The following is a 22,710-nucleotide window of genomic DNA, read 5'->3' on the forward strand; positions in this document are numbered from 1 at the left end:
GTTCCACCTCTTTCCATTCCGAACAGAGAAGTTAAGCCCGGTCACGCCGATGGTACTGCGTAACAGTGGGAGAGTAGGTAGCCGCCGTCTTTTTTTGAAGTGGCCCCTCCATCCGGGAACGGATGGAGGGGCTTTCTGCTTTTGTGCCTTTTGGATAGTTCGGGAAATTTATTTATATTTGCCGCCGAACTTTTTATTATTAATATTTTAAAGCAAATTGAGAGTATGAAAACTAAAATTTTATTGGCTGCTGCGGCAGTGGCATTTTCTTTTGTTGTGACATCTTGTGGGAATAAAAAGGCTGAATCTAATGCCTCTGATACTGACTCTTGTTGCGCGGCAAAAACAGAACAAGTATGTGATTCTACCAAGGCTTGTTGTAAAACAGAAGGTGACAGTGCAAAATGTGAAAAGGCTTGTGATAAGCCATGCGACAAGAAAGAATGCGATAAAGCATGTGATAAGAAGTAAATGTGAATTTGCATCGAATAGATAAATCACGGGAGAGATGCGGTAAAGTATTTCTCTTGTGATTTCTTTCTGAAGGTACGGATTTTATGGAACTTACCGTTTTAATGATAAACAGGTTAGTCCGTGAAATCCGTGCTTGATGTTAATACTTGTGCTATTCCCATTGTGATTAATTTTTATTGCTAATAAAAACGATATCAAAAAAGGAATCTCATCCACTTTTTAAAGCACTATTTTTGCCCTCTTTAATAGATAATTCAAAGTACCTCTATGGGGAGTTTACAAGTGTCCCACTATGCTATAGCAGGTATTCTTTTTCACTTATATTTTTAATCTTACTTTGTACAAGAACACTGAAGAGAAGTTCATGCTGCATTTGAAGGGAGATGACTTTGCATTTAAGGAAGTATGAGTCACACTTTTGAGATGCATTATGTCTCATTCTTGGATACAAAGTTTTGAAAGAGTCGTTTGATTAGGTTGGAGGAATTGTAAATAGCCGGTTGGAACGTTTTAGATTCTTTTATTGTGATATATTTGATTAATTATCATTTTATGAGTTATAAAATGATACTTTTAAAAGAAAAAGAAAGAGAATTGTTTGCATGCTTCGAAATAATATATACCTTTGTGGCATTAAAATAAAAAAGAACGGAATGAATCAGAACTTTATATATATTCTACTGTGTGGTATTATTATTCTGCTAGCTATGTTTAGTGGAAGTGGGTACTGTGCATGAATATATAGAAGATTTAATGAAATACGAAAGCCTTTCTCACTTCCATGTGTGAAAGGCTTTTTTATATATAGAATATGAACTATAATAAGAAAATTGAATACGGTTAACGATAATTAGCATGTTTATACAGGTTATCGTGCATGGAAAGCTCGTCGGGGCTGCCTGCTCAGCCCCTTGCCGCATGGCGTTTCCTCCGCAGATGAGTATTTATGGTCTTTCGGACTTGAACCCATCGACATACGGTTTCCCTTGCGTGACCACTGCAAAGGCTTGCCTTAGAAGTTTGTTGGCGACCGCAACGACCGCCACCTTACCGGGCTTGCCGTTAGACCGCAAACGGTCGAAACACGCCTTGCACTCGGAATTGCACCTGAGTGATGAGAATGCCGCCACATAGAGTTGGCTTCTGAGGTTTGAATCCCCGTTTCGGTTGATGTGACCTTTGACATTGACTGACGTACCGGATTGTTGGTAAGTAGGCGATAAGCCCAGATAACGGGAAAGTTGCTTGGCGTTATCAAAGTAGGTAAAACCCACCGGTGGCTACAATGAGTGCCGCTGCCAATGTGGCACCGATACCCTTGATGGAGGTGAGCAGGTCCATCTGCTTCTTGTACTCACCTTGTGCCAAGGAAGCAATCGTCTCTTCCATTGCCTTGATCTGCTTCTCCAGGAAAGTAATCGTCTTTTCGATGGTTTTCTTGCATTCAGGGTCGAAAGAAGGAAGGATTTCAAGTGAGCCTCTTAGGTTACGTGTTGCCACGAGTTGCTTCTTGAGTTGCCGCAGTACCGTGCGCTTCTGCTTCAGGATGAGTATTGAATCGCTGCTCAGCTTGTAAGGAGTCGGTTGCATCCGCTCCCCGTACAGGGCTGTCAGACGAGCATCAATCTCGTCCGTCTTGGTGACGGAGAGCATGGCTCGGGCGAAATTCTTTATCTTCAGCGGATTCTCAAGGCTGACGGTTATCCCGGCTTCGGAAAGCAGATAGACGAGCAACGCACTATAATTGCCTGTTGCTTCCAAAACGCAATGGTGTTCTGCCGCTGAAACGGCCTGTATAAACTCATGTACACCTTTTACTGTGTTTTTAAATGTTTTTGTCCTGCCTGTCTTGGCGGACGAATAAGCGACAACGAAAGTCGCCTTGCTGACATCGATTCCAACGTAGGTCATAGTCTAAAACTTTAAATAAAACAACATCATTACATCGTGAGCCATCATTACAGCCCATTGAACTATCCGGTTTCTGATGTAAGAGTGTGGAGGTGAAACATATTCTACAGTCTTTATGACTAATGAAACATCGGCCTTATTCCACACTCTGATGTTGAAACTTTATGCAAAAGTATAACGAAAAATAATATATAATGAATCAAATACAATTAAATGATGAGTGACAGATTGTTTATTTTCGACACAACGCTTCGCGATGGTGAGCAGGTTCCCGGTTGTCAATTGAACACTGTAGAAAAGATACAAGTGGCAAAGCAATTGGAACTGCTGGGAGTGGATGTGATTGAAGCGGGATTTCCTGTTTCGAGCCCGGGGGATTTCAATTCGGTGATTGAAATATCAAAGGCTGTGACATGGCCCGCTATTTGTGCCTTGACACGTGCCGTTCAAAGAGATATTGACGTAGCGGCAGAGGCTTTGCAGTTTGCTAAGCGTAAGCGTATTCATACGGGGATTGGTACATCCGATTCGCATATCAAGTATAAATTCAATTCTAATCGTGAGGAAATTATAGAACGTGCGGTAGCTGCCGTGAAGTATGCTCGCAAATATGTGGATGATGTGGAGTTTTATGCCGAAGATGCCGGGCGCACGGATAACGAATATTTGGCACGTGTGGTAGAAGCTGTAATCAAGGCGGGTGCTACGGTAGTGAATATCCCTGATACAACGGGCTATTGTTTGCCTTCTGAGTATGGTGCAAAAATAAAATATCTGATGGAACATGTTGACGGTATACATAATGCCATCCTCTCTACCCATTGTCATAACGATTTGGGTATGGCTACGGCAAATACGATGGCCGGTGTGCAGAATGGTGCTCGTCAGGTGGAAGTGACCGTTAACGGTATAGGAGAGCGTGCAGGGAACACTTCTCTTGAAGAGGTTGCGATGATAATCAAGTGTCATAACGATATTGATATTGAAACCAATATCAATACCCAGAAAATTTATCCGACCAGCCGGATGGTATCCAGCTTGATGAATATGCCTGTACAACCTAATAAAGCGATTGTAGGTCGTAACGCTTTTGCCCATTCTTCGGGCATTCATCAGGATGGTGTGTTGAAAAATGTACAGACCTATGAAATTATCAACCCGCGTGATGTGGGGATTGATGATAATTCCATCGTACTGACTGCACGTAGTGGCCGCGCCGCATTGAAAAATCGTTTGTCTGCATTGGGAGTGAATCCTACGCAGGATAAACTGAACGAAATATATGATGAGTTCTTGAAGCTTGCAGATAAAAAGAAAGATATCAATGACGATGATATTTTGGTATTGGCAGGAGCAGACCGTTCGCAACACCACCGCATTAAGTTGGAGTATTTGCAAGTGACCAGTGGGGTAGGGGTACGTTCGGTTGCCAGCTTGGGATTGAGTATATCCGGTGAAAAGTTCGAAGCTGCAGCCAGTGGGAATGGTCCGGTAGATGCTGCCATCAAGGCTCTGAAGAAAATAATCAACCGCCACATGACATTGAAAGAATTTACGATTCAGGCCATCAGTAAGGGTAGCGATGATATGGGTAAGGTGCACATGCAGGTGGAATATGATAATCATGTTTATTATGGATTCGGTGCCAATACCGATATTATAGCCGCTTCTGTTGAAGCTTATATTGATTGTATCAATAAGTTTAAGATGTAAAACGACCTTATGGTTGAAAGATTTATTGAGTAAGAATGGAGGGATGATTTCACGAAGATTCAGAAAATATCCGGCAAAGGTTAAACGTTCTTTTAGAAGCAGAGATAAATTCAAAATCGATTTTGAGAAGAAAATAGCTAAATAGTAAATGAACAGATGAATACATTATTTGATAAGATTTGGGATGCACACATTGTGCAGGAAGTGAAAGACGGTCCCACACAACTTTATATAGATAGGCTTTACTGTCACGAAGTCACCAGCCCGCAGGCCTTTTCAGGCTTGCGCGAACGCGGCATTAAATGTTTTCGTCCGGAGAAGATATTCTGCATGCCTGATCACAATACTCCGACGCACGATCAGGACAAACCTATTGAGGATGCCATCTCAAGGACTCAGGTGGACACATTGGCCAAGAATGCGAAAGACTTCGGCCTCACTTATTTTGGCATGATGGACGAGAAAAACGGTATCATCCATGTGGTAGGTCCGGAACGAGGACTGACTTTGCCGGGTATGACCATTGTCTGCGGTGACTCGCATACATCGACTCACGGCGCAATGGGCGCAGTGGCATTTGGCATCGGAACGAGTGAGGTGGAAATGGTGATGGCTTCGCAGTGCATTCTCCAAACACGCCCAAAGACGATGCGTATCACGATTGATGGTAAGCTTGGAAAAGGAGTGATGGCAAAAGATATGGCTTTGTACATGATGTCGAAAATGACAACCAGCGGTGCCACAGGATATTTTGTAGAGTATGCCGGAGAAGCCGTGCGCAGTCTGACAATGGAAGGCCGGTTGACTTTGTGTAACCTGAGCATAGAGATGGGGGCACGCGGTGGTATGATTGCTCCGGATGAAACCACTTTTGAGTATATCAAAGGAAGAGAGTATGCGCCGATAGGTGAAGCATGGAATACGTCGCTGGCTTATTGGAAAACATTGAAGAGTGACGAAAATGCAGTGTTCGATAAGGAAGTACGCTTTGCTGCCGAGGACATTGAACCGATGATTACCTACGGCACTAATCCGGGTATGGGCATGGGTATTACAAATTCCATCCCTACCACCGAGGGCATGGATGAAGCCTCCCGGACTTCGTTTGAGAAGTCATTGGATTATATGGGATTTCAACCGGGAGAGCCTTTGCTGGGTAAGAAGATTGACTATGTGTTTTTGGGCGCTTGTACCAACGGCCGCATTGAAGATTTCCGTGCATTCGCTTCCATTGTGAGGGGGCGTAAGAAAGCCGACGGTGTGGTGGCATGGTTGGTGCCCGGTTCATGGATGGTAGACGCGCAGATTCGTGAAGAAGGGTTGGACAAGATTCTGAAAGAAGCCGGGTTTGCCATCCGACAACCGGGGTGTTCCGCTTGTCTGGCTATGAATGACGACAAAGTTCCTGCCGGCAAATATGCGGTATCTACCAGCAATCGTAATTTTGAAGGACGTCAAGGCCCGGGTTCCAGAACGTTGCTTGCCAGCCCGATGGTGGCTGCCGCTGCTGCGGTGACAGGGGTTATTACCGACCCGAGAGAACTCTTTTGATTGCTGAGTAGTAATCTGAATTCGATATAACGTGTTGGATATGGACTGCATCCGTACAAGAAAAAGCCTTTCATCGGCGTATAAAAACCTGTCTTTGCCTTATCTAAGACGGAAAGAGATTAGGGAGAAAACTTCATATAAGGGCTTTATATTTACATATAAAGGCGCGATAATTATATATAAGTGCTTTATAAGTAGATTTCTTCCGTTAGGGGAGAATGTTTTCAAGCAGGTCTCATCATCTTTCGGACGATGTCCCGTCTGCTTCTTTTCTTATATCGAACTCCTGTTAAGCAGACGATTCGCACGTATGGCTGAAGCCGGATCGCGGATGCGGAGTTGTCATGAAAACAAAATGATTGAAACATAAAAATTGATTTGTACATTTACTTAAATTGCAGATAGAGAGATGAAACAGAAATTCAATATCATCACCAGTACTTGCGTGCCCCTTCCATTAGAGAATGTCGATACGGATCAGATAATCCCGGCGCGTTTTCTGAAAGCCACTACCCGCGAGGAGAAATTCTTCGGAGACAATCTGTTCCGTGATTGGCGTTATAATCCGGACGGTTCTCTGAATAAAGATTTTGTGTTGAACAATCCTGCTTATGGCGGGCAGATTCTGGTGGCAGGAAAAAACTTCGGTTCAGGCTCCAGTCGTGAGCATGCGGCTTGGGCCATTGCCGGTTACGGTTTCCGTGTGGTGGTGTCCAGCTTCTTTGCGGATATCCATAAAAACAACGAGTTGAACAATTTCGTGCTTCCGGTGGTAGTGAGCGAGCCGTTCTTGAAAGAACTGTTCGACTCCATATTCGCCAATCCTAAAGTGCAGGTCGAAGTGAACTTGCCCGAACAAACCATCACCAATAAGGCAACAGGCAAGAGCGAACGTTTTGAGATTAACGCTTACAAGAAGCATTGTCTGATGCATGGATTGGACGACATAGATTTTTTAGTGGGAAATAAAGATAAGATAGAAGCTTGGGAGAATAAAAATGAAGCATGATTATCCGAAGATAGAAATCATGGACACCACACTTCGTGACGGCGAACAGACCAGCGGAGTATCTTTTGTGCCCCATGAGAAGTTGATGATTGCCCGTCTGCTGCTGGAAGAGTTGAAGGTGGACAGGGTAGAGGTAGCTTCTGCAAGAGTGTCCGATGGAGAGTTCCAGGCGGTGAAGATGATTTGCGACTGGGCAGCTCGTCGCAATCTGTTGCCGAAGGTAGAAGTACTTGGCTTTGTGGATGGGCACACCTCGGTAGACTGGATACATGCTACCGGTTGCCGTGTCATTAATCTGTTATGCAAGGGTTCGTTGAAGCATTGCATGTGTCAGTTGAAGAAAAGTCCGGAGGAACATATTGAAGACATTCTGGCCGTGGTGAGCTATGCGAACAAGCGGGACATGGAAGTGAATGTATATCTGGAAGATTGGAGCAATGGCATGAAAGACTCTCCCGAATATGTTTTCCAATTGATGGAAGCTTTGATTCAGACCAATATAAAACGCTATATGTTGCCCGATACACTCGGTATACTGAATCCGTTGCAGGTCATTGAGTTTATGCGCAAGATGGTGAAGCGTTATCCGTATGCTCATTTCGATTTCCATGCGCACAATGATTACGATCTTGCCGTGAGTAATGTACTTGCCGCCGTGTTGAGCGGCTGCAAGGGGCTGCATACCACCATCAACGGTCTGGGCGAACGGGCCGGGAATGCTCCGCTTGCCAGTGTGCAGGCCATCCTGAAGGACCATTTCAGTGCGGTGACCAACATTGACGAGAACCGTCTGAACGATGTGAGCCGTGTGGTGGAATCCTATTCGGGCATCGTTATTCCGGCCAATAAGCCGATTGTGGGTGAGAACGTGTTTACGCAGGTGGCGGGAGTTCATGCCGACGGTGACAACAAAAGCAACCTTTATTGCAACGACCTGTTGCCCGAACGTTTCGGCCGTAAGCGTGAATATGCTCTGGGCAAGAACAGCGGTAAAGCCAATATACGGAAGAATCTGGAAGACTTGGGCTTGCAACTGGACGAGGAGGCCATGCGCAAAGTCACTGAACGCATCATTGAACTGGGCGACAAGAAAGAATTAGTGACACAGGAAGACTTGCCTTACATCGTCTCGGATGTTTTGAAGCATGGAGTGGTGGAAGAACGTGTCAGCCTGAAGAGCTATATCGTGAATCTGGCCTATGGATTGAAGCCGATGGCCACGCTGAAAATAGAAATCAACGGCAAGGAATACGAAGAAAGCTCCAGTGGAGACGGACAATACGACGCTTTTGTGCGTGCGTTGCGCAAGATATATAAGGTGACGTTGGGACGTAAATTTCCGATGCTGACGAACTATGCCGTAACCATTCCTCCCGGCGGGCGCACCGATGCCTTTGTGCAGACGGTCATCACATGGAGTTTTGAAGACAAGATGTTTCGCACGCGCGGTCTTGATGCCGACCAGACGGAAGCTGCCATCAAAGCAACGGTGAAGATGCTGAACATTATAGAGGGCGAGTATGAAAAGAAGGGGTAGGGGGCTGTAATGTATCTGTCTCCAAAACACGAGTTATTATAAGGAATAAAAACGATTTAGATAGAAGAAACAATGGAGTTTAAAATTGCCGTATTGGCCGGTGATGGTATCGGCCCTGAGATTTCCGCCGTAGGTGTGGATGTAATGACTGCCGTGTGCGAGAAATTCGGACACAAAGTGAGTTATGAATATGCCATCTGTGGTGCAGATGCCATAGACAAAGTAGGTGACCCTTTTCCCGAAGCTACTTATGAGGCTTGTAAGAATGCGGATGCCGTACTTTTTTCGGCTGTGGGCGACCCGAAGTTCGACAATGACCCTACGGCAAAAGTACGTCCCGAACAGGGGCTGCTGGCTATGCGCAAGAAACTGGGCTTGTTTGCCAACATCCGTCCGGTGCAGACCTTCAAGTGCCTGCTTCATAAATCCCCGCTTCGTGCGGAACTGGTGGACAGGGCAGATTTCCTGTGCATCCGTGAGCTGACGGGCGGTATGTATTTCGGCGAAAAGTATCAGGACAACGACAAGGCGTATGACACGAACATGTACACCCGTTCTGAAATTGAGCGTATTTTGAAGGTAGGGTTTGAGTATGCCATGAAGCGCCGCAAGCACCTCACGGTGGTGGATAAGGCCAACGTGCTGGCTTCTTCCCGGTTGTGGCGACAGATTGCCCAGGAAATGGCCCCCCTTTATCCCGAAGTGACTACCGATTATATGTATGTGGACAATGCTGCCATGCGTATGATTCAGGAACCTAAGTTTTTTGACGTGATGGTAACGGAGAATACTTTTGGCGATATCCTGACGGACGAAGGTTCTTGTATCAGCGGTTCCATGGGGTTGCTCCCTTCCGCCTCTACCGGCGAAAGCACACCGGTGTTCGAACCGATTCATGGCTCTTGGCCGCAAGCCAAGGGGCTGAACATCGCCAATCCGTTGGCGCAGATTCTTTCGGTAGCCATGTTGTTCGAGTACTTCGACTTGAAAGAAGAAGGAGCATTGATTCGTAAGGTTGTCGATGCTTCTCTTGAGGCTGATGTCCGCACTCCGGAGATTCAGGTGGAGGGTGGTGCGAAATACGGCACGAAGGAAGTAGGGGCATGGATTGTTGATGCCATCAATGCTTGCTGATAAAAATCACATCAGGCACGAACTTCGCAATTCTTCACGGTTTCTTTGAACTGAAATCCGTAAAAGTCTGCGATGTTCGTGCCTGAAAAATACAACGGTGCTCAGGGCTTCTTCCTCTCTTCTAAAAAAGGAGACTTGCCGTTTATTGGTTCACAAATTCTATTTTCTTGCTCAGCTTGTCCAGACGGCTTTGTACTTTCTGCATTTTTTTTTCCAGATTGGCAATCTCTTTTTGGTTTTTCGCCAGCTTATCGTTGGCGGCTTTCACTTTTTTCAAGGCTTTGGCCCGTGCTTTTGCATCTTTTGCGGTTGCGGCAGCATCGGCTGTCGAGAGTTTAGGGGTAGATGTGTCGACATTCGAGTTGGCTTTCATTGCCTTTTTCTTCAGTTCACTTGTTTCTGAGGTGGCTTTCTCGTAGGCTATTTTCAGCTTAGTTAGTTGCTCATTCAGCTTCAATACCTCTTGTTGTGCCTTTAAACGCTCCACTTCGGGGTCGTTGCCTGCAATGCACACTGTGCTCAATGAAAAGAGCAGCATTACTGCCAATAATAAATTCTTCATACGTGTATTGTTCTTTATTTACGCTATCTTTCTGATATTTAGTTATTTCTCCGCAAAGATATTGTTTTGCCGGCTCCCATACAAGATTGTTATCCGATAAAATGCAAACAAGGAGTATTTATTGATTTGAATCAAGCGGATCGCCGATATGCATGGTGCGGATATAGGGGGGCAGTGGCTTGCCGGATTCATCCGATATATGTGTAGTTGTGTTCTTTTTATTTTACAATTTTTCCAGAATTCCAATCGCTCCTCGGCGCAGATTGTTTCAGTCGCCGATTGAACGACAATCAGTCGCCGACTGAAACGGTTTCACTCAGTGACTGAAATGGTTTCAGTCACTGACTGATTATACCCCCTCTCAGAAGTACTTCTGGCAGGGGTAGACAGTGAAGTCGAAACGAAGGAAAAGACTAATGGTTAATGGTAAAAAATGGTTATTAATAGGCTTTTGGGGAGATGTGGAAAACAAAAAGTTTCTTATCCTTGATTTATCCGATGTTGCTATAATTACAATATCTTTGCAATCCGAATGAAGAAGATAATTGTTTTGAAAGATGGTTGAAGATACTAAAAGACAACTTTTGGAGTGGGCGGAAACTTATCATTGTGCCGGTTTTATCCCGCACGACCCGGTACAGTTTCCGCACCGCTACTTGCAGAAGCAGGATATTGAAATCAGCGGTCTGCTGACGGCCGTCATGAGTTTCGGAAACCGCAGGCAGATATTGAAGAAAGCCGACGAGCTTCATGGGCTGATCGGAGCATCTCCTTACGGGTACGTGTTGGCCCGTCAATGGGAAGTCGATTTTCCCGCTTCAGACAGGAGGAGTTTTTATCGCATGCTTTCTTACTCGGATTTTCATGCTTATTTCAGTCGGCTGCACAAGGCATATTCTGCTTTTGAGAGTTTGGAAGATGCGTTGCACGCGTATTCGGGCACTCCGATGGAGCGGTTGTGCGCTTTTCTGAATGTCTCCGCCAAAAGTCCGCAGAAGAAGCTGAACATGTTTTTACGCTGGATGATACGGAAAAATTCCGAGGTGGATTTCGGTCTTTGGAAGAGTTTTGATTGCAAGGATTTAATCGTTCCTTTGGATACGCATGTTTGCCGGGTGGCTTGTGCCTTGGGGCTGACCGAGACCGATACTTTCTCTTTGAGAAACGCCCGTCGCATTACGGCGGCTTTGGCGGAGGTTTTTCCCGATGATCCTTGCCTCGGTGATTTTGCGCTGTTCGGTTACGGGGTAAACAATCAGTCGTAGCCCCTCGCCGGACGTTCTGCCGTCCTCCGGCAAGGGGTATGATGGGGAGGCGTCAACGCTTATTCGGAAGGAGCGCCGCAATCGCTTTCTCTACCTCTTCCATGCTTGCTGTGGGTTCAAAACGTGCCACGACTTTCCCTTCGGCATCGACCAAGAATTTGGTGAAGTTCCATTTGATGTCCGATTTTTCGGCATATCGGGCATCTTTTTTCTTCAGCATCTCGTCCATGAACTTTCCTCTCTTGTCATTTAAGTCGAAACCTTTGAACGGTTGCATTTTCTTTAAATAAGTATATAAGGGGATTTCCGCGTCTCCGTTGACTTCTATCTTGTCGAACTGCTCAAATTGAATGTTGAAGTTCAACGTGCAAAACTCGTGTATCTCTTCGTTGCTGCCCGGTGCCTGCTCTCCGAATTGGTTACAGGGAAAATCGAGAATGTCGAATCCCTGCTCCCGATATTTGGCATAGATGGCTTGAAGTTCGTTGTACTGCGGGGTGAATCCGCAACGGGTGGCCGTATTGACAATCAGCAAGACCTTGCCTTTGTAAGCATCTAAAGAGATTTCCTTCTCCTCGGCGTTTTTCACTTTAAATCCATAAATGTTTTCTTGTGCAGATGCGGTTAGAGACAAAAGTGCCGCAAACATAAATAACCATTTCTTTTTCATATTCGTTGCTTTTTAAAATTAGTAAAAACAGAGAATGCTCAAAGCGCTTTCTCTCTCTGTCATGATATGCAGAAGATTGCATGAACGGGGACAAAGATAAGTCCGGAGCGGTAATATCACAATAGCATTATTCTTTTTTGGCAAACAGGGAAACAAAAAAGAGACTGCCTACGCATTGTGAACAGCCCCTCTTGCGTACTATTGATGTACTTTACCACTAAGCCTGTTATTCTTTTACGGCTTCACCTTTTTCATCCAGCATGATAGTTGTTTCCGTCTCATCCTTGGCAACAACAACTATTTTGTAGATTTTCACTCCATCTTTTTCTTTCACGTATGCTTCTTTTATCGAAGCTCCTTCATAGTCTTTGGCCAACGTCTGCATCACGGCTTGCGGCAAGTCGGCAGGGTCCATCTTTACAAATTCGTCTTGTGCAACTTGGCTTTCTGCTACAACAGAGTTGTCAACTTCCTGTGCAAATGCCACAGAACTACTTATTCCCAGAATCATTGCTAATGCTACTAATACCTTTTTCATAATGGTAATTTTTTTAAGTGAATATATTAGGTTAATGTCTCTGGCATTTATAATGCAAAGGCGATGCCGAAAAATAAGTGAATCAGTTATTTTGTTGTTTTTCAGTGTGATAGATGGCCTATGGTAGATGCCGGATAGTTGGAAAAGTGTGGAAATATGTGGAATAGGGGGCACAGGATTGAGGAATAATTGCCCAAATATGATTTATTCTGTTTAAATTTGCGGCGCGCTTATCTTTTACTGTTAGGTTGCATATTTTTATACCGTAAGAACTATTGCTTATGCTGGTAACACTGATTATTCTGATTCTCTCTGCCGCTTTCTTTGTTGGCGGCAAAGTCCGTTCGGACATTGTGGCACTCTGTGCACTGCTCGGTTTGTTGGTTTTTCAAATCCTGACTCCGGAGGAGGCTTTATCGGGGTTCTCAAATTCGGTCGTTATCATGATGGTAGGACTGTTTGTGGTGGGCGGAGCCATTTTTCAGACCGGACTGGCAAAGATGATTAGTTCGCATATACTGAAGCTGGCAGGCAAAAGCGAATTAAGACTGTTTCTGCTGGTTATGATGGTCACTTCGGCCATCGGAGCTTTTGTCAGCAATACGGGGACGGTGGCGCTGATGCTTCCCATTGTGGTCAGTCTGGCTGTAAGCGCAGAGATGAACCCCGGCAGGCTGTTGATGCCTTTGGCTTTCGCCAGCAGCATGGGAGGCATGATGACGCTTATCGGTACTCCTCCGAACTTGGTTATTCAGAATACGCTGACCGGAGCCGGATACGAACCGTTGTCTTTCTTTTCTTTCATGCCGGTGGGCATTGTATGTGTAGCGGTGGGTACATTGGTATTGCTGCCTCTGACCAAATGGTTTCTTTCCAAGAAAGGTAAGAAGAGTGACAGCTTGCTGTCGGGAAAATCACTCAACCAGTTGGTAAAGGAATACGGATTGTCCAGCAATTTGTTCCGGTTGCGTGTCAACAGCGAATCCCGTCTGATAGGACAGACGATTATCGATTTGGACGTGCGTCGCAAGTATGATTTAAACATCATAGAAGTGCGGTGTGCTGATTCTTCCCAGCACCGTTTTCTGAAGACCGTGACTCAGAAACTGGCGTCACCCGATACAACCCTGAGTGTGGGAGATGTGCTATACATCACGGGCGACATTGCCAATGTGAACCGCTTTACCGAAGTCTTTCTGCTTGAAATGCTCGACGGGCATACGACGGAAGAAGCAGCCAAAGCCGACAAATCACTCGATTTCTATGATATAGGCATTGCAGAAATAGTCTTGATGCCTTCGTCCAATATCGTGAACCAGACCGTGAAGGACGCCGGATTTCGCGATAAGTTCAATGTGAACGTACTGGGCATACGTCGTAAGCAAGAGTACATCTTGCATGATTTGGGGCGCGAGCGTATGCATAGCGGCGACGTATTGCTGGTGCAGGGTGCTTGGCACGACATTGCCCGTTTAAGCAAGGAAGACTCTGAATGGGTGGTATTGGGGCAGCCTTTGGCTGAAGCGGCTAAGGTGACTTTGGATTATAAAGCGCCGGTAGCAGCCGTTATCATGCTGTTGATGGTTGCGATGATGGTGTTCGATTTCATTCCCGTAGCCCCGGTGACTGCCGTAATGATAGCCGGGCTGTTGATGGTATTGACAGGATGTTTCCGAAACGTGGAAGCCGCCTATAAGACGATAAACTGGGAAACGATTGTGCTCTTTGCCGCCATGCTTCCCATGTCGCTTGCCCTTGAGAAGACCGGCGCTTCGGCTTATATATCCAATGCGCTGGTGAGCGGGTTGGGAAGTTATGGTCCTATTGTGCTGTTGGCAGGCATTTATTTTACCACCTCTTTGATGACCATGTTTATCAGTAATACGGTGACGGCCGTGCTCATGGCGCCTATTGCCCTTCAAAGTGCCGTGCAGATTGGTGTGAGTCCCGTTCCTTTTCTGTTTGCGGTGACGGTTGCCGCAAGCATGTGTTTTGCTTCTCCGTTCTCCACACCGCCCAATGCTTTGGTGATGCCGGCAGGACAATACACGTTTATGGACTACATAAAAGTGGGACTCCCGTTGCAGATTATCATGGGAGTGGTAATGATATTGGTGCTGCCGTTGTTGTTTCCTTTCTGAGCTTGAATGGACTGAGAGGGATAGTGTGCTAAGCTTCCCTCTTCTCGCCTTTCCATATTCCGGAAATCTTTCTCCGTATGGCGAGAATATTCAGCAGCGACACGGCAAGGAATAAGAGAAAGCCTGTCAGGAGACAGGGAAGCAACGAACTTTCTTCCAACTGTGGAAAGAAAGATTGAATCTTTTCGATATAATATGTGCGTATCCACATTACGCCACCTGTGGCAAGGAACAGGACAGCGACATTCAACCCTATCGTCAGAACGTGGTAAGGAAGGGCCACTTGCGTGGGGCTGTATCCTATCAGCAGAAGGTTTTCCAGTTTCACGGTATTCTTTTGCAACAGCAAGAAAATGCTCAACATCAGGATATAGAATGACAGTATGCTGATAAACAGCCCGACTGCCATGACAATGCCTGTGACGAGACGCAGGAAGTAGGTGGTTTTTCCGGCATCGAGGTTGTCACCTTCGGTTTCATAGCCGTTGGCGGAGAAGTATTCGTTGATGGCTGTGTCCGTGGGGTTCTTCACTTCTACGATGAGGCGCGACGGCTTGGCTTCTTTGCCGGGAGCGAAGCTGTTGTTGGCCCAATCCATGAACGACTGTGGCACGAGAATGGTATTCAGCCGGTTGGAGAACCCGACGATATTCCCCTTGTACTGCTCTGTCTGTTCATTGCCCCGCAACACGATGTCCATTTGTATCATGCTTATCAGGCCTTCGGATAGTTTCGGCAAACTCCGGCTTTGGGCGAAACCGAAATTATACAGGTTCAGGTAGTTGCGGGGGATAATGATGGGGATTGTATGGCTTCCCTCATCGAAGTGCCATTTGTCCAGACTGACGTCGACATATTCATCGGGTACGGATTCGAAGAACATTTCCGTGGAGAGGTGTATGCCGGCTTCTTGCATACCTACTCCGGCAGAGACCTTGAACAGGGAGGGAGTGAAAGCGCCTACGCTGCGTGTGAAAGATTGTTCTTTCATCGCTTCGATGTCGTCCTTGCTGAAGGTATTGTCTTTCCCGGTGATACCACCTAAAGCGCTGATTCTCCTTGTGGCTATGATATAGTCTTTCTTCATGAAGCTGTCTCCGGAGGTAAAGACGGGGAGTACATCGGAGTAAAACTGTAGGCTCATCAGCACAATCGTCATACCCAAAAGATTGGCAAGGAAAAAGCCGGTCAGTTGACCTATGCTGATATGCCGGCGGAGAAGTTTCCAAACAAGTTTGTTCATACCCTTTTTATTAAGTTGAAAGTGGGGGGATATTATAATTTGAAGATGCTGTCGTATTCCATCACTAAGTGCTTTCCGATGGAAGTTATCAGGATGCCCGCTCCCTGCTTTTCTGCCTCGTCCGAAAGGATACGGCTCATGATGGTCCCGTTCTCATCGTCCAGATGGCTGACAGGCTCGTCTAAAAAGATGAAGTCGAAAGGTTGGCAGAGGCAACGGATGAAGGCGACTCTTTGTTGCTGGCCGAAAGAGAGTTTTCCGGCTTTCTCGTTTATCTTGTCTGTAATTCCGAGAAGTTCGAAGAGGACAAGAATGTCTTTTTTCTTTTTGTATCCGGTGAGTCGGTTCTTCAGTTGAACGTTTTCAAAGGCCGTGAGTTCCGGAAAGAGACGTAACTCCTGAAAGAGGATGCTGAGCGATTGTCTGCGGCTATTTACCCATTCGTTGACGGAAAGGGAGCGTATGTTCCGTCCGTCAAAGTTGATGATGCCTTGATAGTCGTGACGATAGCCGTAGATGTAGCTGCAAAGCGAGGACTTACCGGTGCCGGAAGCGGCTTCTATCAGATATCGCTTTCCTTTGTAGAACGTGATGTCCTGATGCCATATATCCGAGGTGATGGTGTTACGGTCGGCAAATACCGTGGGAAGCGTCTTTTGTAGTCGAATGCTATTCATTTCTTTTATATTGTTCGTTGGTTCTTTGAATCACCATCCGATAAATTGTCTGGCAAAGTCGGCGAGCTGTTTCAAGGAATTCTGTTCTTTATCCTGCAGAATGACGGTGAAGGTGGTGCGGTTGCTGTCTCCCCGTACGTTCAGGACATCAATCCGGGTAATAAGTTGATAGAGGGTCTGAACTTCAGGCTCGTCGGCGCCGAATGCCATGAGAGCCCGCAGGTTGGTCACAGTCAGTAGTTCCTCGCTGGTCAGTTCTATGTTGAAAGGTACGCCGTGCATCATTTGTGCCATGGCCAATTGCAGGTCTTTCGTGCTTTGGGGATGGAAGGGTTGGTTGCTTTCTTTGGTTTCTCCATTGGAGTCGGCTCGTTGCAGGCGGGCATATATTCTTCCGTTCTCAAACAGGACATAGCCGTAAAGTTGTGTGCCTTGCGGCCAGTTCAGAACGCCGCGCACGTCGAAAGGCAGTATGTCGGGAGTGGCAAACAGGCGTATGTCTCCTTTTTGCTTCATCATGGGCTCATAGAAAGGGTTGGCATGTATGCTTTTATCGGCAGGTTGTTTTATCAGGGCAGTGACGGCAGCCGACAACTTCTTTAGCTGCGTGGCGCTCCCGCCATAAACGACAAGCAATGTCCCATCATTGAAAGCCAGTTGTATGCCTGCCTCTGCCATGTTGGAAATATAATATCCGTCGGCCTTGACGGGAGCAGTGCAGAACTTCTCTTCGGCAAGTGTTTTGAGCAGCGTTTCCAGTTTCTTCAGGTTGCTGACTTTGAACGTGGCAGCCATGCTGTGCAGTGAAGGTGCTTTGAAGGCGTATACCGGTGAGTCCCAGTCTATCCCCGTTTCTTCGGGATGTTCCATCATGTTGTCCAATTGCTTGAAAAGGGCAGGAGTGCTTCCATTGAGCAACAGGCCGGATACTTTCTGCCGCATTTCCCTGCTGTCGGGGGTATTCAATCCGGCTTTCTCGACGATGGCTTTCATATCGATGGCAGCCACTTCGGTAGCATTGGCAGGGATGACATGGGTATATTCTGTTTTTTCGGTCTTACTGCATGACCCACCAAGGAGCAATATCAGTGTCCAAACGGGGAACAACCGGAATAATAAATTCTTTTTCATACGCAATATTATTGGTTTTGTAGGTTTAGCAAGTGGCATGCCACAAGGGCTGCCGTCTCTGTGCGCAGGCGCGATTTCCCCAAACTGACGGGGCGGAAGCCATGTACCTCGGCTGTTTTTACCTCCTCTTCGCTGAAGTCACCCTCCGGCCCGATGAGGATTACGGCGTCGAGTCCGGGTGTCAGTACGTCTTTCAGTAACGGTTTTTCGCCTTCGTAGCAATGGGCTATGAACTTCTGTCCCTCGAAAGGCTGTGCAACGAATTGCTTGAAGTCGGTCATTTCGTTCAGTCGGGGCATACGTGCTTTGAGTGACTGCTTGATGGCAGATACAAGTATTTTTGAAATGCGCTCTGTCTTGACGACCTTTCGTTCGGAGAAACGGCAGTTCAGGAATGTCAGTTCGTCGAAGCCTATCTCGGTGGCCTTCTCGGCAAACCACTCTGTGCGGTCCATGTTTTTGGTGGGAGCCAGGGCTATATGGAGATGCCCTGTCCATAAGGGGGCTTGCGGGATGGTTTCCAGAATGCGGACAAGGCAACGCTTGTTGGTGGCGGTACTGATTTCGGCACGATAGAAGTTTCCTTTTCCGTCCGTCAATGTCACTTCGTCTCCCGTTTGCAGGCGCAATACGCGTACGGCATGTGCGGCCTCTTCTTCAGGAAGTTCTGCGCAAGTTTGTATGTCAGGTGTATAGAAGACATGCATGGCTGTTCGTTTTATTCTTTTTCCATACTTCTAATCCGGTCTCTCAAGCGGGCGGCCCGCTCATAATCCTCGTCTTCGATGGCCTTTTGCAAAGCCGCTTTCAGCATTTCCAGCGAGTCTTCTTGCAAAAACTCATCTTGGGAGGGACTGCCGTCTCCCATAGGAGCGGTAGATTGCTCTCCCGTTTTCAGGCGCTCTGCTTCCAGAATATCCTCGTAGATAAAGATAGGGGCATCCATCCGTAGGGCCAAAGTTACGGCATCGCTGGTACGGGCGTCGATGCGTAGAATGGTTTCTTCGGCTTTCATGTAAAGGAAGGAGTAAAAAATGCCGTTCTCTGCCTTGTAGATGAGGATGCGCAGCAGTTTGACGCCTAATATCTCGAGCACCGAGGCAAACAGGTTGTGTGTCATCGGGCGGGGCGGGATGATTTTTTTCAGTTCGATGAGCATGGCTTGGGCTTCGTAAGCGCCGATAATGACCGGAAGCTGCCTGTTTCCTCCTACTTCGGCCAAAACCAAGGCGTAGGCGCCTGCCTGCGCTTGGCTGTTTGAAATATTCTGTACTTGTAATTCTATCTTTTTCTTATTCATAGGGCTATAAATCCTTCTTTCTTATTTTCTCTCCTCCGGTCGGTGTTTGTATTTAAAGACGATTGAAAAGACCACCGCCACCACCAGTGCATAAATGGCAAATGTGTACCATGCTGATTGCCACTGCGCGATTTGCGGTGCCGTACTGTTGAAATCGACAAAATAATTGACTACCGCCTGTGCTCCCAGCGTGCCGATGGTGGCTCCGAAACCGTTTGTCATGATGACAAACAGTCCTTGTGCACTGGAGCGGATTTCTTTATCGGTCTCCCTGTCTACAAACAAGGAACCGGAAATGTTGAAGAAATCGAATGCAACTCCATAAACAATCATGGAGAGCACGAACATCCATACACCGCCGCCGGGATTTCCGCTACCGAAGAGGGCAAAACGGAGCACCCATGCCAGCATGGCAATCAGCATCACCTGTTTGATGCCGAAACGTTTCAGGAAGAATGGTATCAGCAGGATGCAGAGCGTCTCGGATATTTGCGATAGAGAAATCAAGATGTTGGCATGCTGCACGCCGAAAGTGTCGGCATATTCGGGGATGTTTCCGAAGCTGCTGATGTATGGATTGGCAAAGCCGTTGGTTATTTGTAGCGACACGCCCAACAGCATGGAGAAAATGAAGAAAAGAGCCATCTTCTTCTGTTTGAACAATGTAAATGCACGTAATCCCAAGGCCTCCACCAGAGACTTGGTCTGTCCGCCCTTGCTGGTGGGGCAAGCCGGAAGCGACAGGGCATAAACGCCATATACCAGTCCGATGAGGGCGCAGGCGAAGAATTGCCCATAGGTGTTTTGCAGTCCCAGTAAATCGACCATCCACATGGAGCAGATAAAACCGATGGTGCCGAAAATGCGGATAGGGGGAAAGGTCTTGATAGTGTCCAGTCCTGCCTTATCCAATGCGGTATAGGCCACGGAATTGGAGAGGGCGAGGGTGGGCATATAGAAAGCGACACTTAACGAATAGAAAGTAAACAGAATGCCGAACTCTGCATTTGCGCCTGCGGCCATGCCGTAATAATCGGTGAGCCCCATGAAGACGGCGGCAATGAAATGACTGAGGCTAAGCAGCTTCTGTGCCGGTATCCAACGGTCGGCAATGATGCCCAGAATGGCAGGCATGAAGAGCGACACGATGCCTTGCATGGCGTAGAACATGCCGATATGACCGGCCAGCCCTACATTAACCAGATAGCTGCCCATAGATGTGAGATAGGCTCCCCACACGGCAAATTGCAGGAAGTTCATGATAATCAAGCGGATTTTGATGCTCATAATTTCTTTCTTTTTTATGTGTTTTTCTTATTTATACATTGCCGCAAATGTAGGTATTTTCTCGGAAAGGAAGAAAGGAAGGAGGGGATAATAAAAAAAGAAGGCCATCTATCCCAGACAGCCAATCTTTATTAACCTTAAATCTAATACCATGAAAAACACAGTGCAAAGGTATATGGTTTATGTTATATAACATAATATTCCTGTCTGTTTCTTCTATCTGTTAACCTTATTTAAGGTTTTTGGTTTGGATGAAGAAAGCTGCGTACGAGATTAGCCGGTGTTTGGCATGAAACTTAAAAGTCGGTTGTATCGCCGAGGCGCGGTACTCATCGTTTCTGAAAAATCTTATCAAAATCTCTGTCAGTAGAGTAAGAGAAAAAGAAGAGACAGGATTACTACCGTACTGAAGGTACATCAGTCGTATACTGATGTGGCTTCAGTCGTATACTGATCTACCCCCTCGCCAGAAGGTGTTCTGGCAAGGGTCTCCGGCTCTTTGGATTCTTTGCCGGAAATGAAATGACCATAGTAAATAGTTAATACATAACAGGCGTTTTTCCTGTCTGTTTATGGAATCAGTCTTGTGTTTTGAGAAAGCCTCAGATGGTTGAGGCTCTTCTTTATTCCACATACAGCACCAACCCTTTCAGGTATTCCCCTTCGGGATGATAGATGCTTACCGGATGGTCGGCAGGTTGTGTCAGTTGATGCAAGATGCGCACGCAGCGTCCCGACATGGCGGCGGCAGTAAACACGGCTGTGCGGAAATTTTCTTTGCTCACCGCCTGCGAGCAGGAGAAAGTGAAAAGAATGCCACCCGGCTTAATCTTCTCGAAAGCCTTGACATTCAGTTTGCGATAGCCTTGCAGGGCATTGCGCAGGGCGTCGCGGTGTTTGGCAAAGGCAGGCGGGTCGAGGATGATGAGGTCGTATTGGTCGCCCATGCGGTCCAGATACTTGAAAGCATCTTCGGCATAGGCTGCATGGCGGTTGTCGCCGGGGAAGTTCAACTCAATGTTCTTGTTTGTCAAATCGATGGCTTTGGCCGAACTGTCAACGGAGTGCACCAATTGGGCATTACCTCGCATGGCATAGACGGAGAATCCGCCGGTGTAGCAGAACATGTTCAAAACACTGCGCCCCGGAGCGTAGCGTTCCAGCAGGGCACGGTTCTCACGCTGGTCGACGAAGAAACCCGTTTTTTGCCCTTTCAACCAGTCTATATGAAACTTCAACCCATACTCCGTGGTAATATTGTCGGTGCCTCCGCCTTTCAGAAAACCGTTTTCGGGATAGAGGTCGGCCTTAAAGGGAAGGGTTGTCTCCGATTTATAATAGATGTTGTCTATTTTATCGCCCATCACTTCGGCCAATGCGCGGGCTATGGTCATACGGTCGAGGTGCATGCCGGCAGAATGGGCTTGCATGACGGCTGTGCGGGCATACACATCGATGACGAGCCCCGGAAGGTTGTCGCCTTCTCCGTGCACCAGACGATAGGTGTTGTTTGTTGCGCTTTCGGCAATACCGATGCTGCGCCGCATGTTATAGGCTACGCTGAGTTTGCGTTTCCAGAAATCGGTATCGATTGCTTCGTCTTGTCGGAAAGTCAATACACGTACGGCGATGCTGCCGATTTGAAAATGTCCTTTGGCTATAAATTCTTTTCGGGAAGTGTAAATCTCTACTACTTCTCCTTCTTCGGGTTCGCCGTCAAAATGTGCGATGGCACCGGAAAACACCCATGGGTGGAAACGCTTCAATGATTCTTCTTTACCGGGTTTGAGATATACTTTATACATAAACGAACGGTTATTTATATTATCACTCATTCTGTCATTCTGCGCAAAGAACACGCTTTCTTTATGATATGAATGGTGAAAGAGATGGTTACTATCGTCAATTTAATCAGAAACTTGGCAGTATGGGATATGATATTATATTATTCTGTCTCTTCTTCTGCGGCAATTATAAAATCGCCGGATTTCTTTAGTTCCTGCAATCTGTTGTAGATGTTGAGGCACGCCCACGCATCGGTGGCGGCATATAGCTGCTGGGATTGCGTCAGTATTTCGGCCTCCCAATTGGAGAGCTGTTGGTTCTTTGAGATTTTCTCTCCGAATAGAATGGCGTAAATCTTTTGCAGGCTCTTGTCCTGAATACCAAAGGGGCGGACAAACTCTTGCAGCTCGACGACGGAGCGAGGCTCGAACGGAGCACGTTTGTGAAGCATCATGAAATCGTCTTTCAACGAGAGGCCTATTTTCGTGATGGAAGGGTTTTCCAGCAGTGTGATTATGGGGAGGGTCAGTCCGGTGAGGTTCAGGCGAAACAGGAAACAATGTTCTTCCGAAGCAATTTGCAGCAGTGCGACTTTGTACGACTGTCCTTTGTTGAACGAGGGACGCGTTTCGCTGTCGATACCCAGTTGCGGACAAGTTTTCAGATAGTTTACGGCTTTTTCGGCTTCCCAAGGAGTTTGTACGACATGTATCTGTCCTGTGAAAGCAGCTTTCGGCAGCTCCTTCAGTATCTCTTTGTTGATTGTTCTATGTATGACCATG

19 protein-coding genes, 1 rRNA gene and 1 pseudogene are annotated in these 22,710 nt (G+C 46.7%); 9 read left to right on the plus strand and 12 right to left on the minus strand.

Translation table 11 applies throughout. The annotated features are described in order from the left end of the window. Window positions 1–90: ribosomal RNA gene (gene rrf / locus EV202_RS10645) — 5S ribosomal RNA — on the plus strand; the annotation flags it as partial. Window positions 91–225: 135 nt separating this feature from the next. Next, window positions 226–471, plus strand: a complete 246-nt coding sequence (locus EV202_RS10650) for a hypothetical protein (RefSeq protein WP_106070493.1) — start codon at window positions 226–228, stop codon at window positions 469–471. 947 nt (window positions 472–1,418) lie between these two features. On the opposite strand, the pseudogene EV202_RS10655 reads toward EV202_RS10650, so the two are convergent. Continuing rightward, window positions 1,419–2,385: pseudogene (locus tag EV202_RS10655) on the minus strand (IS110 family RNA-guided transposase). A 216-nt stretch (window positions 2,386–2,601) separates the two neighbouring features. Between EV202_RS10655 and EV202_RS10660 the strand changes: the two are divergent. From EV202_RS10660 to leuB, 5 genes are all read left to right on the plus strand, one after another. Further along, window positions 2,602–4,098: a 2-isopropylmalate synthase gene (locus tag EV202_RS10660; RefSeq protein WP_131927089.1), complete on the plus strand. Its 1,497-nt coding sequence runs from the start codon at window positions 2,602–2,604 to the stop codon at window positions 4,096–4,098. Window positions 4,099–4,254: 156 nt separating this feature from the next. Continuing rightward, entirely contained in the window at window positions 4,255–5,649 is a 1,395-nt protein-coding gene (leuC, locus tag EV202_RS10665) for a 3-isopropylmalate dehydratase large subunit (RefSeq protein ID WP_131927050.1), read from the plus strand. A 409-nt stretch (window positions 5,650–6,058) separates the two neighbouring features. After that, a complete protein-coding gene (leuD, locus tag EV202_RS10670) occupies window positions 6,059–6,658 on the plus strand; it encodes a 3-isopropylmalate dehydratase small subunit (RefSeq protein WP_131751503.1) in 600 nt (199 codons plus the stop codon). Then, window positions 6,648–8,195, plus strand: a complete 1,548-nt coding sequence (locus EV202_RS10675) for an alpha-isopropylmalate synthase regulatory domain-containing protein (protein WP_125239506.1) — start codon at window positions 6,648–6,650, stop codon at window positions 8,193–8,195. Before leuD ends, EV202_RS10675 begins: the two co-directional genes overlap by 11 nt. A gap of 72 nt (window positions 8,196–8,267) precedes the next feature. Beyond that, window positions 8,268–9,329 (plus strand): 3-isopropylmalate dehydrogenase, encoded by a 1,062-nt coding sequence (gene leuB / locus EV202_RS10680; protein ID WP_131927051.1) that lies wholly within the window; start codon window positions 8,268–8,270, stop codon window positions 9,327–9,329. Window positions 9,330–9,471: 142 nt separating this feature from the next. Here the strand turns inward: leuB and EV202_RS10685 are convergent, their stop codons facing one another. After that, entirely contained in the window at window positions 9,472–9,891 is a 420-nt protein-coding gene (locus tag EV202_RS10685; protein ID WP_125239507.1) for a SlyB protein, read from the minus strand. A gap of 557 nt (window positions 9,892–10,448) precedes the next feature. On the opposite strand from EV202_RS10685, the gene EV202_RS10690 reads away from it, so the two are divergent. Then, a complete protein-coding gene (locus EV202_RS10690) occupies window positions 10,449–11,156 on the plus strand; it encodes a TIGR02757 family protein (protein ID WP_131927052.1) in 708 nt (235 codons plus the stop codon). 52 nt (window positions 11,157–11,208) lie between these two features. Here the strand turns inward: EV202_RS10690 and EV202_RS10695 are convergent, their stop codons facing one another. Both EV202_RS10695 and EV202_RS10700 read right to left on the minus strand, forming a co-directional pair. Further along, the gene (locus tag EV202_RS10695; RefSeq protein WP_106069157.1) at window positions 11,209–11,826 is read right to left on the minus strand and encodes a glutathione peroxidase; all 618 of its coding nucleotides are present in this window, start codon (window positions 11,824–11,826) and stop codon (window positions 11,209–11,211) included. A 226-nt stretch (window positions 11,827–12,052) separates the two neighbouring features. Then, entirely contained in the window at window positions 12,053–12,364 is a 312-nt protein-coding gene (locus EV202_RS10700; RefSeq protein ID WP_106069156.1) for a hypothetical protein, read from the minus strand. A 281-nt stretch (window positions 12,365–12,645) separates the two neighbouring features. On the opposite strand from EV202_RS10700, the gene EV202_RS10705 reads away from it, so the two are divergent. Then, window positions 12,646–14,505, plus strand: coding sequence for an SLC13 family permease (locus EV202_RS10705; protein ID WP_131927053.1), 1,860 nt, complete (start codon window positions 12,646–12,648; stop codon window positions 14,503–14,505). Between the two features lie 28 nt (window positions 14,506–14,533). Here EV202_RS10705 and EV202_RS10710 read toward each other — a convergent pair whose 3' ends face one another. The 8 genes from EV202_RS10710 to EV202_RS10745 form a co-directional block, all read right to left on the minus strand. Continuing rightward, window positions 14,534–15,748, minus strand: a complete 1,215-nt coding sequence (locus tag EV202_RS10710) for an ABC transporter permease (RefSeq protein WP_131927054.1) — start codon at window positions 15,746–15,748, stop codon at window positions 14,534–14,536. A gap of 32 nt (window positions 15,749–15,780) precedes the next feature. Beyond that, window positions 15,781–16,425, minus strand: a complete 645-nt coding sequence (locus tag EV202_RS10715) for an ATP-binding cassette domain-containing protein (RefSeq protein WP_131927055.1) — start codon at window positions 16,423–16,425, stop codon at window positions 15,781–15,783. 30 nt (window positions 16,426–16,455) lie between these two features. Continuing rightward, window positions 16,456–17,556, minus strand: a complete 1,101-nt coding sequence (locus tag EV202_RS10720) for a DUF4836 family protein (protein ID WP_131927056.1) — start codon at window positions 17,554–17,556, stop codon at window positions 16,456–16,458. A gap of 8 nt (window positions 17,557–17,564) precedes the next feature. Beyond that, window positions 17,565–18,263 (minus strand): 16S rRNA (uracil(1498)-N(3))-methyltransferase, encoded by a 699-nt coding sequence (locus tag EV202_RS10725; protein WP_131927057.1) that lies wholly within the window; start codon window positions 18,261–18,263, stop codon window positions 17,565–17,567. An 11-nt stretch (window positions 18,264–18,274) separates the two neighbouring features. Then, complete coding sequence (locus EV202_RS10730; RefSeq protein WP_131927058.1) at window positions 18,275–18,856, minus strand: bifunctional nuclease family protein; 582 nt, start codon at window positions 18,854–18,856, stop codon at window positions 18,275–18,277. A 21-nt stretch (window positions 18,857–18,877) separates the two neighbouring features. Continuing rightward, on the minus strand, window positions 18,878–20,143 hold the full coding sequence (locus EV202_RS10735) for an MFS transporter (protein WP_131927059.1): 1,266 nt from the start codon (window positions 20,141–20,143) through the stop codon (window positions 18,878–18,880). 623 nt (window positions 20,144–20,766) lie between these two features. After that, on the minus strand, window positions 20,767–21,948 hold the full coding sequence (locus EV202_RS10740; RefSeq protein WP_131927060.1) for a class I SAM-dependent rRNA methyltransferase: 1,182 nt from the start codon (window positions 21,946–21,948) through the stop codon (window positions 20,767–20,769). Window positions 21,949–22,088: 140 nt separating this feature from the next. Then, entirely contained in the window at window positions 22,089–22,709 is a 621-nt protein-coding gene (locus EV202_RS10745) for a 3'-5' exonuclease (RefSeq protein WP_131927061.1), read from the minus strand. Between the last annotated feature and the right edge of the window lies 1 nt (window position 22,710).

The sequence above is a fragment of the Prevotella heparinolytica genome (genome assembly GCF_004342845.1).
Lineage (GTDB): Bacteria > Bacteroidota > Bacteroidia > Bacteroidales > Bacteroidaceae > Bacteroides > Bacteroides heparinolyticus.